The sequence below is a fragment of the Streptomyces sp. LE64 genome (assembly GCF_052606915.1).
This window is the reverse complement of the sequence record NZ_CP199708.1, coordinates 4,210,516-4,225,346: the sequence shown is the minus strand read 5'-3', so window position 1 is coordinate 4,225,346 and position 14,831 is coordinate 4,210,516. Positions and strand designations below refer to the sequence as shown.

Here is a 14,831-nt window from a genome sequence, read left to right as displayed (position 1 = left end):
ACAACAAGGCAACGATCGGGACGTGGCGGGACACAGGTCTACGCGCGTAGGCGAATCCGGGCTACGCTCAGCGGCGTGAACGCATCTCTTCTTCCGGACGACATCCAGGGCGACCCGTACTCCGCTGCGGAGACCGCTGCCGCCCGCCTGCGCAAGCTGACCGGTTCGGACACCCACGACGTGGCCCTCGTCATGGGTTCCGGCTGGGCCCCGGCGGTCGACGCCCTGGGCGAGCCCGAGCACGAGTTCCCGGTGACGGACCTCCCCGGCTTCCCGCCGCCCGCGGTCGCGGGCCACGGCGGACGGGTCCGCTCGTACCGTATCGGCGAGAAGCGCGCCCTGGTGTTCCTGGGCCGGACGCACTACTACGAGGGCCACGGCGTCGCCCCCGTCGCGCATGCGGTCCGCACCGCGGCCGCCGCGGGCTGCGGGACGATCGTGCTGACCAACGGGTGCGGCGGTCTGCGCGAGGGCATGCGTCCCGGTCAGCCGGTGCTGATCAGCGACCACATCAACCTCACGGCCACCTCCCCGATCGTCGGGGCGAACTTCGTGGACCTCACGGACCTCTACTCGCCGCGGCTGCGCGCCCTGTGCAAGGAGATCGACCCCACGCTGGAGGAGGGCGTCTACCTCCAGGTCACCGGTCCGCACTACGAGACGCCCGCCGAGATCCGGATGGCCCGCACCATCGGCGCCGACCTGGTCGGCATGTCCACCGTGCTGGAGGCGATCGCCGCCCGCGAGGCGGGCGCCGAGGTGCTCGGGATCTCGCTGGTGACCAACCTCGCCGCCGGGATGACCGGCGAGCCCCTCAACCACGAGGAGGTGCTCCAGGCCGGCCGGGACTCCGCCGCGCGGATGGGCGCCCTGCTCACCCGGGTGCTGGGCCGCATCTGACAGCGTGGGCACCGCCCACCCGGACACACCCCCGAGAGGCAGAACCGTGCAGGACGCCGAGCTGACCACCCGTGCCCGTACCTGGCTGGCCGAGGACCCGGACCCGCAGACCCGGGCGGAGCTGACCGACCTGCTGGCCCGGCTGGAGGGGCCCGGGGCGGCGGAGGCGGGCGCCGAGTTGGCCGACCGCTTCGCCGGCACCCTCCAGTTCGGCACCGCGGGGCTCCGCGGCGAGCTGGGGGCGGGCCCGATGCGGATGAACCGGGCCGTGGTGATCCGGGCCGCCGCGGGCCTGGCCGCGTACCTGAAGGACGAGGGCCACCCGGACGGTCTGGTCGTCATCGGCTACGACGCCCGCCACAAGTCCGCGGACTTCGCGCGCGACACCGCCGCGGTGCTGGTCGGCGCCGGCCTGCGGGCCGCGGTACTGCCCCGCCCGCTGCCCACCCCGGTGCTGGCGTACGCGATCCGGCACCTCGGGGCGGTCGCCGGCGTCGAGGTGACGGCGAGCCACAACCCGCCCCGGGACAACGGCTACAAGGTCTACCTGGGCGACGGCTCCCAGATCGTGCCGCCGGCGGACACCGGCATCGCCGAACGGATCGCGGCGGTGGGCCCGCTCGCCGGGGTGCCGCGCCCGGAGGAGGGCTGGACGACCCTGGGCGACGAGGTCGTGGCGGCGTACCTGGCCCGGACCGACGCGGTGCTCGCCCCCGACTCGGCGCGCACCGCCCGGACCGTCTACACGGCGATGCACGGGGTGGGCAAGGACGTGGCGCTGGCCGCGTTCGCCCGGGCCGGCTTCCCCGCCCCGGTGCTGGTGGTCGAACAGGCCGAGCCGGACCCGGAGTTCCCCACCGTCGCCTTCCCCAACCCGGAGGAACCCGGCGCGATGGACCTGGCCTTCCGGACGGCCCGGGCCGTCCGGCCGGACCTGGTGATCGCCAACGACCCGGACGCGGACCGCTGCGCGGTGGCCGTGCCCGAGGACCCGGCGGGCGAGCGCTGGCGCATGCTGCGCGGCGACGAGGTGGGCGCCCTGCTCGCGGCGCACCTGGTGCGCCGGGGCGTGCGCGGGGTGTTCGCCGAGTCGATCGTCTCGTCCTCGCTGCTGGGGCGGATCGCCGCCGCGGCGGGCCTCGGCCACGAGGAGACGCTGACCGGCTTCAAGTGGATCGCCCGGGTGGACGGCCTGCGGTACGGCTACGAGGAGGCGCTCGGCTACTGCGTCGACCCGGAGGGCGTGCGGGACAAGGACGGCATCACCGCGGCGCTGCTGATCACCGAGTTGGCCTCGGAGCTGAAGGAGCGCGGCCGGACCCTGCTCGACCTGCTGGACGACCTCGCGGTGGAGCACGGGGTGCACGCCACCGACCAGCTCTCCGTCCGGGTGGCCGACCTGACGGTGATCGCGGACGCGATGCGCACCCTGCGCGCCCAGCCGCCGACGGCCTTGGCGGGCCGGGCGGTGCTCCGGGCCGAGGACCTGGCCCACGGCACCGGGGCGCTGCCCCCGACCGACGGACTGCGCTACGCCCTGGACGGCGCCCGGGTGATCGTGCGCCCCAGCGGCACCGAGCCGAAGCTGAAGTGCTACCTGGAGGCCGTGGTGCCGGTGGCCTCCTCCGCGGACCTGCCGCGGGCCCGCGCCGAAGCGGACGCGCTGCTGGCGGAGCTCAAGCGCGACCTGGCGCGGGCGGCCGGGATCTGAACCCGTTCCCGTGGGCGGTCCCGCCGCCCACGGGGACGTACGACGGGGCGGAGCACGCATCCGCAGGTCAGCGCGGAGCTTGCCGGCCCGAGCCGGAGGAGGCTCGGCGGTTCAGGAACTCCTCGCGGGGCCCAGGCGTCATCGGGAGCATGCGGGAGCACGAGCAGAACGGGCAGAAAGACCACTACTCCTACGACGGTGCCGGGGCCGAGGTCGAGGACCCTCCGGACGACCCGTCCGGTGCCGTCGCCGGATGTCTGGTGGCGGTGGTGGCGGGCGCGGTCGGGCTGGCCGTGTGGCTGCACGGTGCGGGACCCGGGATCCACGGCGCCTTCGAGGGCGAGCGGGACCTCAGCCTGGTGTACGGGGAGCTGCCGCTGATGCTGTTCGGGGTGCCGGCGCTCACCCTCACCGTCTGGTGGCTGGCCCGGGCGGCCCTGGACCGCCGGGCGGAGCCCTGGCCCGCGGCGGCCTCCCTCGCCGCCGCCCTGACGGCGGCGCTGGCCGCGCTCTCCGTGCTGGCCTGGGGGTGCCTGCTCTGGCTGGAGGCCCGGGTGGAGCCCTTCGTCCACACCGGCTGGTGACCCGTGCGGACGGCGCCCTGCGCCGGACGGCCCCGGGTGCCGACGCCCGGTTCCGGCCAGGTGGGGCAGAATCGTTCGTATGACGAGTCCCGATCGCCCCACTCCCGCGTCGTCCGCCGCGGGGAACCAGGAGGAGCCGCCCTACAAGGACCGGGTCTTCCGTTCCTCCGCCGGCATCGCGAGCGGTGTGCTGCTGCTCGTGCTGGGGGGCTGGCTCGGGGTGGACGCCGTGGTGCGCGGGGCGGGCACCGCCCCCTGGCTGGCGCTCGCGGCCCTGTTGTTCCTGGCTCCGCTGGTGGTGGCGTACACGCTGCGGCCCGCGGTCTTCGTGAACGAGGACCGGCTGCGCATCCGCAATCCGTTCCGGACGATCGTCCTGCCCTGGGCGAGCGTCGGAAACCTGCGGGCGGGCTACTCCAACGAGGTCTTCGACGACGCCGGGGTGAAGTACCAGCTCTGGGCGGTGCCGGTGTCGCTACGGGCCCGCAAGAAGGCGGCCCGGCAGCAGAGCAGGGCGGCGATGGACGATCCCTCGGGCCGTACCAGCCTCACCGCCTCGCAGGTCCGTTCGCCCTCCGACCAGGTGGTGGAGGACCTGAGGGAGCTGGCGGAGCGGCGCGGGGGCGCCGCGTCCGCGCAGGGGCGCCCGGTGGTGCGCTGGGCGTACGAGGTGATGGCCCCCTCGGCGGCGGGTGCCGTGCTGTTGGCGGTCCTGCTCGCGGTGAGCTGATCCCCCGCACCCCGTCCACCACTCCGTTCACCGTATCGTCACTCCATGTGATGAATTGCAGGCGAAACGTCACCGCACTGCGCATGGGTGGCCGGAGCTCGGGCAGAACCTCCCGGAAGCACCCGTTCCGGAGAGGAGTGACGTGCTCATCGACGCCTTCGCCCGGCTGTACGGCCGACTGCGACCGCCCCCCGCCGCCCGCGCGCCCCGGACGACCGGCACCCCGGTCTTCACCGCCGACTTCACCTCCACCGCCCAGTGGGTGGCGGGCCGCACCTGGGCGTATCCCGGGGGCGGCCCGATCAATCCGGGCGACGACAAGCTGGACCACCTGGTGGCGGACCCCTCGTACGCCCGCACCGGCACCTTCCGGGCGACGCGCCGCCACGACGGCCTGTGGAACGCGGGCCTGCTGACCACCGAGGGCAGTGCGGAGGGGTTCGCGCTCCGGACCGGGGACGTCCTGACGGCCCGGGTGCGACTGCCGGTCGGGGCGGGCGCCTGGCCGGCCATCTGGACCTGGCGGGACGGGGACCAGGAGATCGACGTCTTCGAGTACCACCCCGACAACCCGGACCTGCTGGAGTTGTCGAACAGGGTGCGCGGGGGGCACCACTACCACCGCGCCCCCTCGATCGGACCGGGCCGCTGGATCGACCTGACGGTGGAGTTCGGTCCCCGGTCGGTGGTGTGGTGGGTGAACGGGGAGCGCGCCCACGCCGACCGGCGCGGGGTGGGGTGGCGCTGGCGCGCGTACCTCATCGTCAACCTCTCGGTGTGCGCCGGGCACTACCACCCGGCTCCGGAGGAGCACGTCTCCGAGCTCTCCTACGAGGTGGCCGGGGTGCAGGTGTACCGACGCTGACGACGCGGTCAGTCCTCCGGGCCGGCGGCAAAGGGCGTCGTCCGCCAGTGGTCGACCGCGGGCCGGAGGTACTCCAGCAGTTCGGGGAGCTGCGGGACCAGGGTGAGGGTGGCGATGACCCGCAGCATGCCCACGGCGTCGACGAAGTCGAGGACCTGCCGGTCGAGCGGCCTGGTGCCGTTGCGGCGCGCGCCGCGGTCGTAGGCGGCCCGGTGCTCGGGTCCGAGGGCGGCCAGGTCCCATTCGACGGGCCCCAGGGTGACCAGTTCGAAGTCGGCGTGGAGGTCTCCGTCCACCGCCTTGAAGACGTTCGCGGGCGGGGAGTCGCCGTGGACGGGTTGGAGGTCGACGCCAGGGAACCGGGCCTCGAAGGCGCTGCGCGAGCGGACGAGGGGCTCCAGGAGGTGCCACTCACGGCGGGCGCGGTCCAGATCGGCCGCGCCGATCAGGTCGGGATGCCGGTCGAGCAGGGCGAGGCCGTCCGTGATGGACCGCGGGTCGGCCGCGGACAGGAACTCCAGGCGGCCGGGGTAGGCGCGCAGCGCCGCGTGCAGGTCCGCGGTGCTCTCCGCGTTCGCGACGTAGTCGGGTTCCTCGTCCCGGGCCTCCTCGACGAACGGCCAGAAGGTCATCGAGAACCCGTCGCGCTGCACGGGTGCGCACGGCACCAGCGGGCTGGGCGCGATCACGGGCACGTTCCGGTCGGCCAGCCACCGGGTGACGTCCAGTTCGTCCTGCTGACGGCGGGCGAGGGCGGCGAGGTCGTCCGGGCGGGGCAGGACGGTGGGAATGCGGGCCACGACCGGCGAGGGGGCCAGGTGGACGACGACCGAGAAGAGGTCGTGGAGCACCGCGGGCCCGGTGACGGTCAGGCCGAGCCCGCGCCCGGCCGCGACGGCCGCCTCGACGGCGGCGGCGGTGCGGTCGGCGCGCTGGTGCGGGGTCAGGAAGGTGGTCATGGTTCGTTCTCGTGCAGTGGGTCGACGGTGGGGCGGTGCCGGGCGCTCAGTGCCGACGGCCGGCGCGCAGTGCCAGCCGTTCGGCGGGGAAGCGCTCCCGGAAGGCGCGGTCGTGCGCGACCGCGACCACGGCTCCGGGGTACGTCGCGAGCGCCGTGAGGAGGTCCTCGACCAGGTCGAGGGCGATGTGGTTCGTCGGTTCGTCCAGGAGCAGCAGTTCGGGGGCGGCGGCCAGGCAGCAGGCGAGCGCGAGGCGCGACTGCTCCCCGCCGGAGAGCGAGCCGAGCCGGCGCTCCCGGGTGATCCGCCCCAGTCCGAGCCCGTGCAGGGCGGCGTCCACCCGGGCGTCCGCCCGGTATCCGTCGTGTTCTTCGTAGGCGGTCAGCAGTTCGCCGTAGGCGGCGAGTTCCTCCTCCGATGCGGCGGCGAGGGTCTCCTCCGCCGCGCGGAGCCCGCGCTCCAGGTCGCGCAGCTCGCTCAGGGCGAGGTCGACGGCGTCCTGCACGGTGCGGTTCGGGTCGAGGTCGAGGGTCTGGGCGAGGTGGCCGGTTCCGCCGGGGAAGCAGACGGTGACCTCCCCGGCGTCCGGTGCCTCGGCGCCGGCGAGCAGCCGCAGCAGGGTGGACTTGCCGGAGCCGTTCTCGCCGATGACGGCGGCCTTCTCGCCCGGGCGGACGGTGAAGGAGACCTGGTCGAGGACGGTCCGGGTGCCGTACGACTTGGTGAGGGAGGCGACGGAGAGCTGTGCCGCCGCAGCGGGGGCGGGCAGGACGGTGCGGGCGCGTTCGCGCATGGGGCTTTCCCTGGGCGTGCGAAAGGTCGACGGGCAGCAGAAACGGCGGCGGGGGCCGTGCCCGGACTCAGACGAAGAAGAGGAAAGCCATGGCCCCACCGTAACAAGACGGCTCTTCCCGTTCCACGCGGTTCCGGAGCCCGGGACCCGCGGTCGGGCGGGCCCCGCCGGTCCGGGGGAGCATCCTTTCCGGCCCGCCCGAAGTGTCCCGATCCCACCCCTTACACCTCACCCTGTACAGCTACTACGCGCGTAGATATGCTCAGCTCGTGACCATGCCCACGATTCCGCCCCCAGAGCCGACGGCCACCGGTCCCCTCGGCCCGGCCGGGCCCGCCGCACGCACCCCGGACGATCACCCGCTCGCGCACGTCACCGCGTCGGAAACGGCCCTGCGCGGTTTCCTGCACGGTCTGCCGGGCGTGGACGCGGTGGGCCTCGAAGCCCGCGCCGCCTCCCTCGGCACCCGTTCGATCAAGACCACGGCGAAGGCGTACGCCATCGACCTGGCGATCTCGATGATCGACCTCACCACGTTGGAGGGCGCCGACACCCCGGGCAAGGTCCGGGCCCTCGGCGCGAAGGCGGCGCACCCCGATCCCACCGCGCCAAACGCCCCGCGGGTCGCGGCGGTCTGCGTGTACCCGGACAGGGTGGAGACCGCCAGGGCGGCGGTCGCCGGCACCGGGATCAAGGTCGCCTCGGTGGCCACCGCCTTCCCCGCGGGCCGCGCCGCGCTGGCGGTGAAGCTCGCCGACGTGCGGGACGCGGTCGCGGCGGGGGCGGACGAGATCGACATGGTCATCGACCGGGGCGCCTTCCTCGCCGGCCGCTACCTCACGGTGTACGAGGAGATCCGCGCCGTGAAGGAGGCGTGCGGCAGCGCCCGGCTGAAGGTCATCTTCGAGACCGGCGAACTGTCCACGTACGACAACATCCGCCGCGCCTCCTGGCTCGGCATGCTCGCCGGCGCCGACTTCATCAAGACCTCGACCGGCAAGGTCGCCGTCAACGCCACCCCCGCGAACACCCTGCTGATGCTGGAGGCGGTCCGCGACTTCCGGGCCCGCACCGGCGTGCAGGTCGGCGTGAAGCCCGCCGGTGGCATCCGCACCACCAAGGACGCGATCAAGTTCCTGGTGCTGGTGAACGAGACGGTCGGCCCGGACTGGCTGACCAGCGACTGGTTCAGGTTCGGCGCCTCGTCCCTGCTCAACGACCTGCTGATGCAGCGCCAGAAACTGGCGACCGGCCGCTACTCCGGCCCCGACTACGTGACGGTGGACTGATCACCATGACCGACCTCTTCGCGTACGCGCCCGCGCCCGAGTCGCGCGCGGTCGTCGACCTCGCGCCCTCCTACGGCCTCTTCATCGACGGCGAGTTCGCCGACGCCGCGGACGGCCGGGCCTTCACCACCGCCTCGCCGTCCACCGAGGAGGTGCTCTCCGAGGTAGCCCGGGCGGGCACCGCCGACGTGGAGCGCGCCGTACAGGCCGCCCGCAAGGCGTTCGGCACCTGGTCGGCGCTGCCGGGCGCGGAACGCGCCAAGTACCTGTTCCGGATCGCCCGGCTGATCCAGGAGCGCAGCCGGGAACTGGCCGTGCTGGAGACCCTCGACAACGGCAAGCCGATCCGGGAGACCCGGGACGTCGACCTGCCGCTGGTCGCCGCGCACTTCTTCTACTACGCCGGCTGGGCCGACAAGTTGGGTCATGCCGGCTACGGCCCCGACCCGAAGCCGCTGGGCGTCGCCGGCCAGGTCATCCCGTGGAACTTCCCGCTGCTGATGCTGGCGTGGAAGATCGCCCCGGCGCTCGCCACCGGCAACACCGTGGTGCTGAAGCCCGCCGAGACCACCCCGCTCTCCGCGCTGTTCTTCGCCGACATCTGCCGTCAGGCCGGGCTGCCCAGGGGCGTGGTCAACGTCCTGCCCGGTTACGGGGACGCCGGCGCCGCGCTGGTGGCGCACCCGGACGTGAACAAGGTCGCGTTCACCGGCTCCACCGCGGTCGGCAAGGAGATCGCCCGCACGGTCGCCGGTACCGACAAGAAGCTGACCCTGGAACTCGGCGGCAAGGGCGCCAACATCGTCTTCGACGACGCCCCCGTCGACCAGGCCGTCGAGGGCATCGTGAACGGCATCTTCTTCAACCAGGGCCAGGTGTGCTGCGCCGGCTCGCGGCTGCTGGTGCAGGAGTCCGTGCACGACGAGGTGGTGGACGCGCTGAAGCGGCGGCTGACCACCCTGCGGCTCGGCGACCCGCTGGACAAGAACACCGACATCGGCGCCATCAACTCCGCCGAACAACTGGCCCGGATCACCGCGTTGACCGAGCGCGGCGAGGCGGAGGGCGCCGAGCGCTGGACCGCGCCCTGCGAACTGCCCGCCGCCGGGTACTGGTTCGCGCCGACCGTGTTCACCGACGTCACCCAGGCGCATGCGGTGGCCCGGGACGAGATCTTCGGCCCGGTCCTGTCGGTGCTGACCTTCCGCACCCCGGACGAGGCCGTCGCCAAGGCCAACAACACCCCCTACGGACTCTCCGCGGGCATCTGGACCGAGAAGGGTTCCCGCATCCTCGCCGTGGCCAACAAGCTGCGGGCCGGGGTCATCTGGTCCAACACGTTCAACAAGTTCGACCCCACCTCGCCGTTCGGCGGGTACAAGGAGTCGGGCCACGGCCGCGAGGGCGGCCGGCACGGTCTGGAGGCGTACCTCGATGTCTGACAACGGCCGACTCGGCGTCTTCAAGACCTACAAGCTGTTCGTGGGGGGCGCGTTCCCCCGGAGCGAGAGCGGGCGGGTGTACGAGGTGACCGACTCCAAGGAGAGCACCTGGCTGGCCAACGCCCCGCTGGCGTCCCGCAAGGACGCCCGGGACGCGGTGGTCGCCGCCCGCAAGGCGTTCGGCCGCTGGTCGGGGGCGACCGCCTACAACCGCGGCCAGGTCCTCTACCGCGTGGCGGAGATGTTGGAGGGCCGCCGGGAGCAGTTCGTCCGGGAGGTAGCCGACGCGGAGGGCCTGTCGAAGTCGAAGGCGGCCACCCGGGTCGACGCGGCCGTGGACCGCTGGGTCTGGTACGCCGGCTGGACCGACAAGATCGCGCAGGTCGCGGGCGGCGGCAACCCCGTGGCGGGCCCGTTCTTCAACCTGTCCTCCCCCGAGCCGACCGGAGTGGTCGCGGTGCTCGCCCCGCAGGAGTCCTCGCTGCTGGGACTGGTGTCGGTGCTCGCCCCGGTGCTCGCCGGCGGCAACACGGCGGTGGTCGTCACCAGCGAGCGCGCCCCGCTGCCCGCGCTCTCCCTCGGCGAGGTGCTGGCCACCTCCGACGTCCCGGGCGGCACGGTGAACCTGCTCTCCGGGCGGACGGCTGAGCTCGCCGCCCCGCTCGCCGCGCACGCCGACGTCAACGCGATCGACCTGACCGGCGCCGACCCCGAACTGGCCACCACCCTGGAGGCCGCCGCGGCCGACAACCTCAAGCGGGTGCTGCGCCCCCGCCCCGAGGACTGGTCCGCCGACCCGGGCACCCGCCGGCTGACCGCCTTCCTGGAGACCAAGACCGTGTGGCACCCCACCGGTTCGCTGGGCGCCTCCGGCTCCGCGTACTGAGTCCCGCGCGCCCGCGGCCCCGGCCCCCCTCCGCGGGGAGCACGGGGCCGCGGTGCGTTCAGCCCCCCGAGGGACACAGGCGGTCCAACAGCCCCTCCGGCACCGGGTAGGGCCGCTCGACGGGCAACAGCTGCCGTGCGGCGTCGAGGTCCCCGTCCCGCACCGCCGCGTGCACCTCGCGGGCGAGCGGGGTGACCTCGGCGACGGAGACGATCCACTCGTCCGCGTAACGGTGCGCGGCCTCCCCGGCGAGCCCGAGTTGCAGCGACCGGTACGGCAACGGCCGCAGCTGCGGATCGCGTTCGGGGTCCCACTGCACCCGGGTCGGAGCCCGCCGCAACTGCCGCTGCCAGTCCTCGCGGTCGGCGTGCACCCCGGCCGCGTAGTGCGACAGGCACGCCCGGGCAAGCGCCCACTCGAAGCCCTCGCGGCTGATCTCGACCGCCAGGACGGTCTGCTGGCCCTCCTTGGCGCCCCAGCCGCAGCGGTACATCATCCACAGGAACGAGGGCTTGATCCAGGTCATCCGGCCCCGTCGCCACAGCGTGGGGAAGCGGCCGTCCCGCGCGGTCGGCAACCCGATCTCGGGCGGGTACGCCTGGTAGACGGTGACGGTGGTCTCGGTGTGCAGGGCGCGAATCTCGAACTGGGGTTCCACGGGTCCAGGCTGGCCGCGGGGCGCCCCGGGCGCCAGCGAATTACGTGCCGGGCCCGCCACCGGCACGAACAGCGGCGGCGCGGAGGGGATGGGGGACAGAAGCTCCGGCGGGCGGAACCGTGCACCGGTTCCCCCGCGTCCAGCCGCATGTGACGGTTCGTCAGGATCGATGACGGGGGTGGGGCCGGTGGACGTTCCTCTGGCGGACGCGGTGGCGGCGGTGCGGGACGAGTTGCTGGAGGCCGCGGCCCGGGCCGGAACCGAACCGGAGCTGGTGTTCACGGTGGGGCCCGTGGAGATGGAGTTCGAGGTCGAGGTGCGCGCCGACGCGCGGGCGAAGTCCGGATTCTCCCTGTGGGCGGTCGGCGCCGAGGCCGAGGCGGGCGGCTCCCGGACCCGCACCCACCGGGTGTCCTTCACCCTCACCCCCCAGCGCCCCGACGGCACCGACGTCCGGGTGGGCTCCACCCGCTCCCGTCCCGCCGGCCCCGGGGACGCCTCCCGGCGCATCGGATGACACCGCGCCCGGCCACGGGCAGCGGTCAGGACGGGGCCGGAGGAGGCCGAAGGTGGAACAGGTCCGTCTCGCCGCGGTGACCGGGCCGGGCGGACCCGGCTCGGGCCACGCGGTGGGCGGCGGGCTGGTGCTGGCCTCCGCGCACGTCACCGGACCGGTCGGGGGCCGGGTGGAGGTGTTCGCCCCGGGCGGCACGGGCGCGGCGCACGGCACCGTCGTGTACGCCGGCACCCCGGGCGGCCGGGACGACGCCGCACTGGTCCTGGTGGACGACTCGCCGCACTGGCGACCGCCCGGCGCACCGGTGCGCTGGGGCCGCCTGGTCACCGACCGGCCGGGCGCCCGGTGCGAGACCCGGGGCGTCCCGGACGAGGCCCAACGGCCCCACCTCGCGGTGGAGGCCGTGCAGTTGACGGGCCGGGTGAACCCGGGCAGCGGGTTCGTGAACGACCAGTACGTGATGGACCTGGACCAGCGTCCGCCGCGGTGGGACACCGCGGACGGCGCTTCGCCCTGGGGCGGGCTGTCGGGAGCGGCCGTGTTCTGCGGCCGGCTGTTGACCGGTGTGGTGGCCGCCGACCGCGCGCACTCCGGGCACGGCCGGCTGAACCTGGTGCCCGCCTACGTCCTCCACCACGATCCCGCCTTCCGGGCGGCCCTCGCCGAGCACGGCGGAGCACCTGCGGGCGGACCGGAGGCGGTGGAGTTCCAGGACCTCGCCGACCCCGCACACGACCCGGCCGCCCGCCGCGGGGCGGCCACCCCCGCGGCACTGCTGGACCCGGGGCGGCAGGTGGTCCCCTTCCACGGGCGGGAGGCCCTCCTCACGGAGCTGACCGCCTGGTGCGGGCTCGGCGGCTTCGGCGCCTGGCTGCTGCACGGGCCCGGTGGACAGGGCAAGACGCGCCTCGCCCACCACCTCGCAGGCCGGCTCGCCGCCGAGGGCTGGACGGCGTTGTGGCCCCGCGCCCGGGCGACCGCGGACGCTCTGCACGGGGTGCGGCACGCCGCCCGTCCGCTGCTGGTCGTCCTCGACTACGCCGAGGTCCGCACCGACCAGCTCGCGGCCCTGGTCGAGGCCGCCGCCGAACACCCCGGCACCAGCCCGTTGAAGCTCCTGCTGCTGGCCCGCACGGACGGCGACTGGTGGCGGGAGGCGGCCGGCGCGGACCGGGTCGCCGAGGACCACCTGGCCACCGCACGGGTCCACCGCCTCGCCCCGCTGGAGGACGACCCCGACCGACGGCCCGACCACTACCGCGAGGTCGTCCGCGCGCTCACCGCGGCCCTCCCCCTGGTCGACGGCATGACCGACCCCGTCACGGCCCTCCCGACCCCGTCGCGGTGCCTGGACCAGGACGCGTACGCCAATGCCCTCACCCTGCACATGACCGCGCTCGCCGACCTCCTGGACACCGCACGCCCCAGGACCCGAGGGGGACGCGGCGCCGGGCGGCGCCGACGCGGTGGAGGACCGGCTCCTGGGCCACGAACGCCGGTACTGGCGGCAGAACGCCGCCGCCCGGGGCCTCACGCCCGCCCTGAGCGCCACCACCCTGGAGTCCGCGCTGGCCGCCGCCCACCTCAGCGGCGCCGGCGACCGCGAGGCCGCCGACCGGCTCTGGTCACGCCTGCCGGCCCTCGCCGACCAGCCCCGCGACCGCCGCGACCGGGTCACCGCCTGGCTCGCCGCCCTGTACCCCACCACCAGCGGACCGGGCGCGCCGCCCTGGGGCAGCCTCCAGCCCGACCGGCTGGCCGAACGCCACGCCGGCCACGTCCTCACCGCCGACCCCGCCCTCGCCGACCACCTCCTGGACGGCGCCGACGACGCCCAGGCGGCCCAACTCCTCACCGTCTACAGCCGCGCAGCCGCCCACCCCGGCCTCCCCCGTCTCGACGGCCACCTCACCGACCTGTGCGTCCGCCACCACCGGACACGGGCCGCGCAGATCGTCGCCACCGCCACCCGCAGCAACCACCCCGCTCCCCTCGTCGCCGCCCTGGGGGCCCTCGGCGAGGACCCGGCCCTCCCCCTGGACGAACTCGCCGTGCTGTCCAGGAGACTGCCCCCCAGCAGCCAACGGCTGGCCGTCACCGCCGCCCGGCTCGCCCGCACCGTCTGCGCACGGCAACGCGCCCTGGCCGAGCAGGACCCGGACGCCCACCTGCCCGACCTCGCCCGTGCCCTGAACAACCTCGCCATCCGACTGGGGGAGGTGGGACGGCGGGACGAGGCCCTCACCGCCATCGAAGAGGCGGCCCACCACTACCGTGCCCTGGCCGAGCGGGACCCGGACTCCTACCTGCGCCACCGTGCCACCGCCCTGAACAACTTGGGCACCCGGCTGGGGAAGGTGGGCCGGAGGAAGGAGGCGGTGCCCGTCATCCGGGAGTCCATCGACATCCGCCGCGCCCTGGCCGAACGGGACCCGGACTCCTACCTGTCCGACCTGTCCGCCTCCCTCAACAACCTGTCCGTGGAGCTGGGGGAGCTGGGACGGCGGGAGGAGGCCCTCGGCCCGGTACGGGAGGCCGTCGACATCCGCCGCGCACTGGCCGAGCGGGACCCGGGCACCTACCTGCCGGACCTCGCGGTCTCCCTCAACAACCTCTCGGTGGAGCTGAGCGCGCTCGGTAGGCGGGGGGAGGCCCTGGCCGCCGTCCGGGAGGCCACCGACATCCGCCGCACCCTGGCCGAGGCGAACCCGGACGCGCACCTGGCCGACCTCGCCAAGTCGCTCAGCAACCTCTCCGTGGACCTGGGGCGGTTGGGACGGCCCCGCGAAGCCCTTCCGCACGTCGAGGAGGCGACCACCCACTACCGCACCCTCGCCGGAGGCAGTCCCGACGCCCATCTGCCCGACCTGGCGATGGCCCTCAACAACCTCTCCGTCTGCCTGGGGGAGCTGGGACGGCAGGAGGAGGCCCTCGCCCGCATCGAGGAGGCGACCGCCCACTACCGCACCCTCGCCGAGGCCGACCCTGGCATCTATCTGCCCGACCTGGCGATGGCCCTCAACAACCTCTCCGTGGACATGCGCCGCGCGGGACGACGGGACGAGGCCCTCGCCCACAGCGAGAGCGCGACCGACCACTACCGCGCCCTGGCCGAGGCCAACCCGGACGCCCACCTGCCCGGTCTGGCGATGTCCCTGCTGAACCTCTCCGCCGGCCTGGGGGCGGTGAAACGGCACGCGGAGGCCCTGGCCGCCAGCGAGGAGGCCACCGGTCACTACCGCGCCCTGGCGGAGACCAGTCCGGACGCCCACCTGCCCAACCTGGCCCAGTCCCTGCTCAACTTCTCCACGGACCTGGCGGTGGTGGGGCGCCGAGCGGAGGCCCTGGCCGTGATCGAGGAGGCCAACGAGCGCCACCGCGCCCTGGCGGAGGCCGAGCCCACCCTCTTCGGGCCCCGTCTCCAGCACTCCCTGGAGGTCTCGGCCCTGCTCGAAGGGCTGGATGCTCCCGGGGGAGGATAGGCCCCGGCCCCGACC

12 protein-coding genes and 2 pseudogenes are annotated in these 14,831 nt (G+C 74.4%); 11 read left to right on the top strand and 3 right to left on the bottom strand.

Annotation, left to right across the window (positions count from 1 at the left end):
- Positions 1 to 75 precede the first annotated feature (75 nt).
- The 5 genes from ACSMX9_RS19155 (at position 76) to ACSMX9_RS19135 (ending at position 4,790) form a co-directional block, all read left to right on the top strand.
- Entirely contained in the window at positions 76 to 900 is an 825-nt protein-coding gene (locus tag ACSMX9_RS19155; protein WP_445395474.1) for a purine-nucleoside phosphorylase, read from the top strand.
- A 46-nt stretch (positions 901 to 946) separates the two neighbouring features.
- Positions 947 to 2,611 carry a phospho-sugar mutase gene (locus tag ACSMX9_RS19150; protein ID WP_445395472.1) on the top strand — a complete coding sequence of 555 codons (1,665 nt, stop codon included), beginning with the start codon at positions 947 to 949 and terminating at the stop codon, positions 2,609 to 2,611.
- Between the two features lie 149 nt (positions 2,612 to 2,760).
- A complete protein-coding gene (locus tag ACSMX9_RS19145) occupies positions 2,761 to 3,195 on the top strand; it encodes a hypothetical protein (protein ID WP_351240205.1) in 435 nt (144 codons plus the stop codon).
- Between the two features lie 79 nt (positions 3,196 to 3,274).
- The gene (locus tag ACSMX9_RS19140; protein WP_445395470.1) at positions 3,275 to 3,925 is read left to right on the top strand and encodes a PH domain-containing protein; all 651 of its coding nucleotides are present in this window, start codon (positions 3,275 to 3,277) and stop codon (positions 3,923 to 3,925) included.
- A 166-nt stretch (positions 3,926 to 4,091) separates the two neighbouring features.
- Positions 4,092 to 4,790 (top strand): beta-glucanase, encoded by a 699-nt coding sequence (locus ACSMX9_RS19135; protein ID WP_445403031.1) that lies wholly within the window; start codon positions 4,092 to 4,094, stop codon positions 4,788 to 4,790.
- 8 nt (positions 4,791 to 4,798) lie between these two features.
- Here ACSMX9_RS19135 and ACSMX9_RS19130 read toward each other — a convergent pair whose 3' ends face one another.
- Both ACSMX9_RS19130 and ACSMX9_RS19125 read right to left on the bottom strand, forming a co-directional pair.
- Positions 4,799 to 5,749: a phosphotransferase family protein gene (locus tag ACSMX9_RS19130; RefSeq protein WP_445395468.1), complete on the bottom strand. Its 951-nt coding sequence runs from the start codon at positions 5,747 to 5,749 to the stop codon at positions 4,799 to 4,801.
- 91 nt (positions 5,750 to 5,840) lie between these two features.
- Positions 5,841 to 6,542: pseudogene (locus ACSMX9_RS19125) on the bottom strand (ATP-binding cassette domain-containing protein); the annotation flags it as partial.
- Positions 6,543 to 6,817: 275 nt separating this feature from the next.
- Here ACSMX9_RS19125 and deoC point away from each other — a divergent pair.
- Genes deoC through ACSMX9_RS19110 form a run of 3 tightly spaced genes read left to right on the top strand, consistent with a single transcriptional unit; the run spans position 6,818 to position 10,159 of the window.
- Complete coding sequence (gene deoC, locus ACSMX9_RS19120) at positions 6,818 to 7,831, top strand: deoxyribose-phosphate aldolase (RefSeq protein WP_445403030.1); 1,014 nt, start codon at positions 6,818 to 6,820, stop codon at positions 7,829 to 7,831.
- Between the two features lie 5 nt (positions 7,832 to 7,836).
- The gene (locus ACSMX9_RS19115) at positions 7,837 to 9,273 is read left to right on the top strand and encodes an aldehyde dehydrogenase family protein (protein WP_445395466.1); all 1,437 of its coding nucleotides are present in this window, start codon (positions 7,837 to 7,839) and stop codon (positions 9,271 to 9,273) included.
- Complete coding sequence (locus ACSMX9_RS19110; RefSeq protein ID WP_445395464.1) at positions 9,266 to 10,159, top strand: aldehyde dehydrogenase family protein; 894 nt, start codon at positions 9,266 to 9,268, stop codon at positions 10,157 to 10,159. The genes ACSMX9_RS19115 and ACSMX9_RS19110 overlap by 8 nt, the downstream gene beginning before the upstream one ends.
- A gap of 58 nt (positions 10,160 to 10,217) precedes the next feature.
- On the opposite strand, the gene ACSMX9_RS19105 is transcribed toward ACSMX9_RS19110, so the two are convergent.
- Positions 10,218 to 10,817: a DUF4291 domain-containing protein gene (locus tag ACSMX9_RS19105; protein ID WP_445395462.1), complete on the bottom strand. Its 600-nt coding sequence runs from the start codon at positions 10,815 to 10,817 to the stop codon at positions 10,218 to 10,220.
- Between the two features lie 187 nt (positions 10,818 to 11,004).
- On the opposite strand from ACSMX9_RS19105, the gene ACSMX9_RS19100 reads away from it, so the two are divergent.
- The 3 genes and pseudogenes from ACSMX9_RS19100 (at position 11,005) to ACSMX9_RS19090 (ending at position 14,816) form a co-directional block, all read left to right on the top strand.
- A complete protein-coding gene (locus ACSMX9_RS19100) occupies positions 11,005 to 11,334 on the top strand; it encodes a trypco2 family protein (RefSeq protein ID WP_445395460.1) in 330 nt (109 codons plus the stop codon).
- Between the two features lie 460 nt (positions 11,335 to 11,794).
- Positions 11,795 to 12,436 (top strand): annotated as a pseudogene (locus tag ACSMX9_RS19095) (hypothetical protein); the annotation flags it as partial.
- Positions 12,437 to 12,800: 364 nt separating this feature from the next.
- Positions 12,801 to 14,816: a tetratricopeptide repeat protein gene (locus ACSMX9_RS19090; protein WP_445395458.1), complete on the top strand. Its 2,016-nt coding sequence runs from the start codon at positions 12,801 to 12,803 to the stop codon at positions 14,814 to 14,816.
- Positions 14,817 to 14,831: the final 15 nt, after the last annotated feature.

Coding starts and splice junctions, on each gene's coding strand:
- ACSMX9_RS19145 (WP_351240205.1), top strand. CDS start 2,761: ATGCGGGAGCACGAGCAGAACGGGCAGAAAGACCACTACTCCTACGAC.
- ACSMX9_RS19140 (WP_445395470.1), top strand. CDS start 3,275: ATGACGAGTCCCGATCGCCCCACTCCCGCGTCGTCCGCCGCGGGGAAC.
- ACSMX9_RS19130 (WP_445395468.1), bottom strand. CDS start 5,749: ATGACCACCTTCCTGACCCCGCACCAGCGCGCCGACCGCACCGCCGCC.
- deoC (WP_445403030.1), top strand. CDS start 6,818: ATGCCCACGATTCCGCCCCCAGAGCCGACGGCCACCGGTCCCCTCGGC.
- ACSMX9_RS19115 (WP_445395466.1), top strand. CDS start 7,837: ATGACCGACCTCTTCGCGTACGCGCCCGCGCCCGAGTCGCGCGCGGTC.
- ACSMX9_RS19110 (WP_445395464.1), top strand. CDS start 9,266: ATGTCTGACAACGGCCGACTCGGCGTCTTCAAGACCTACAAGCTGTTC.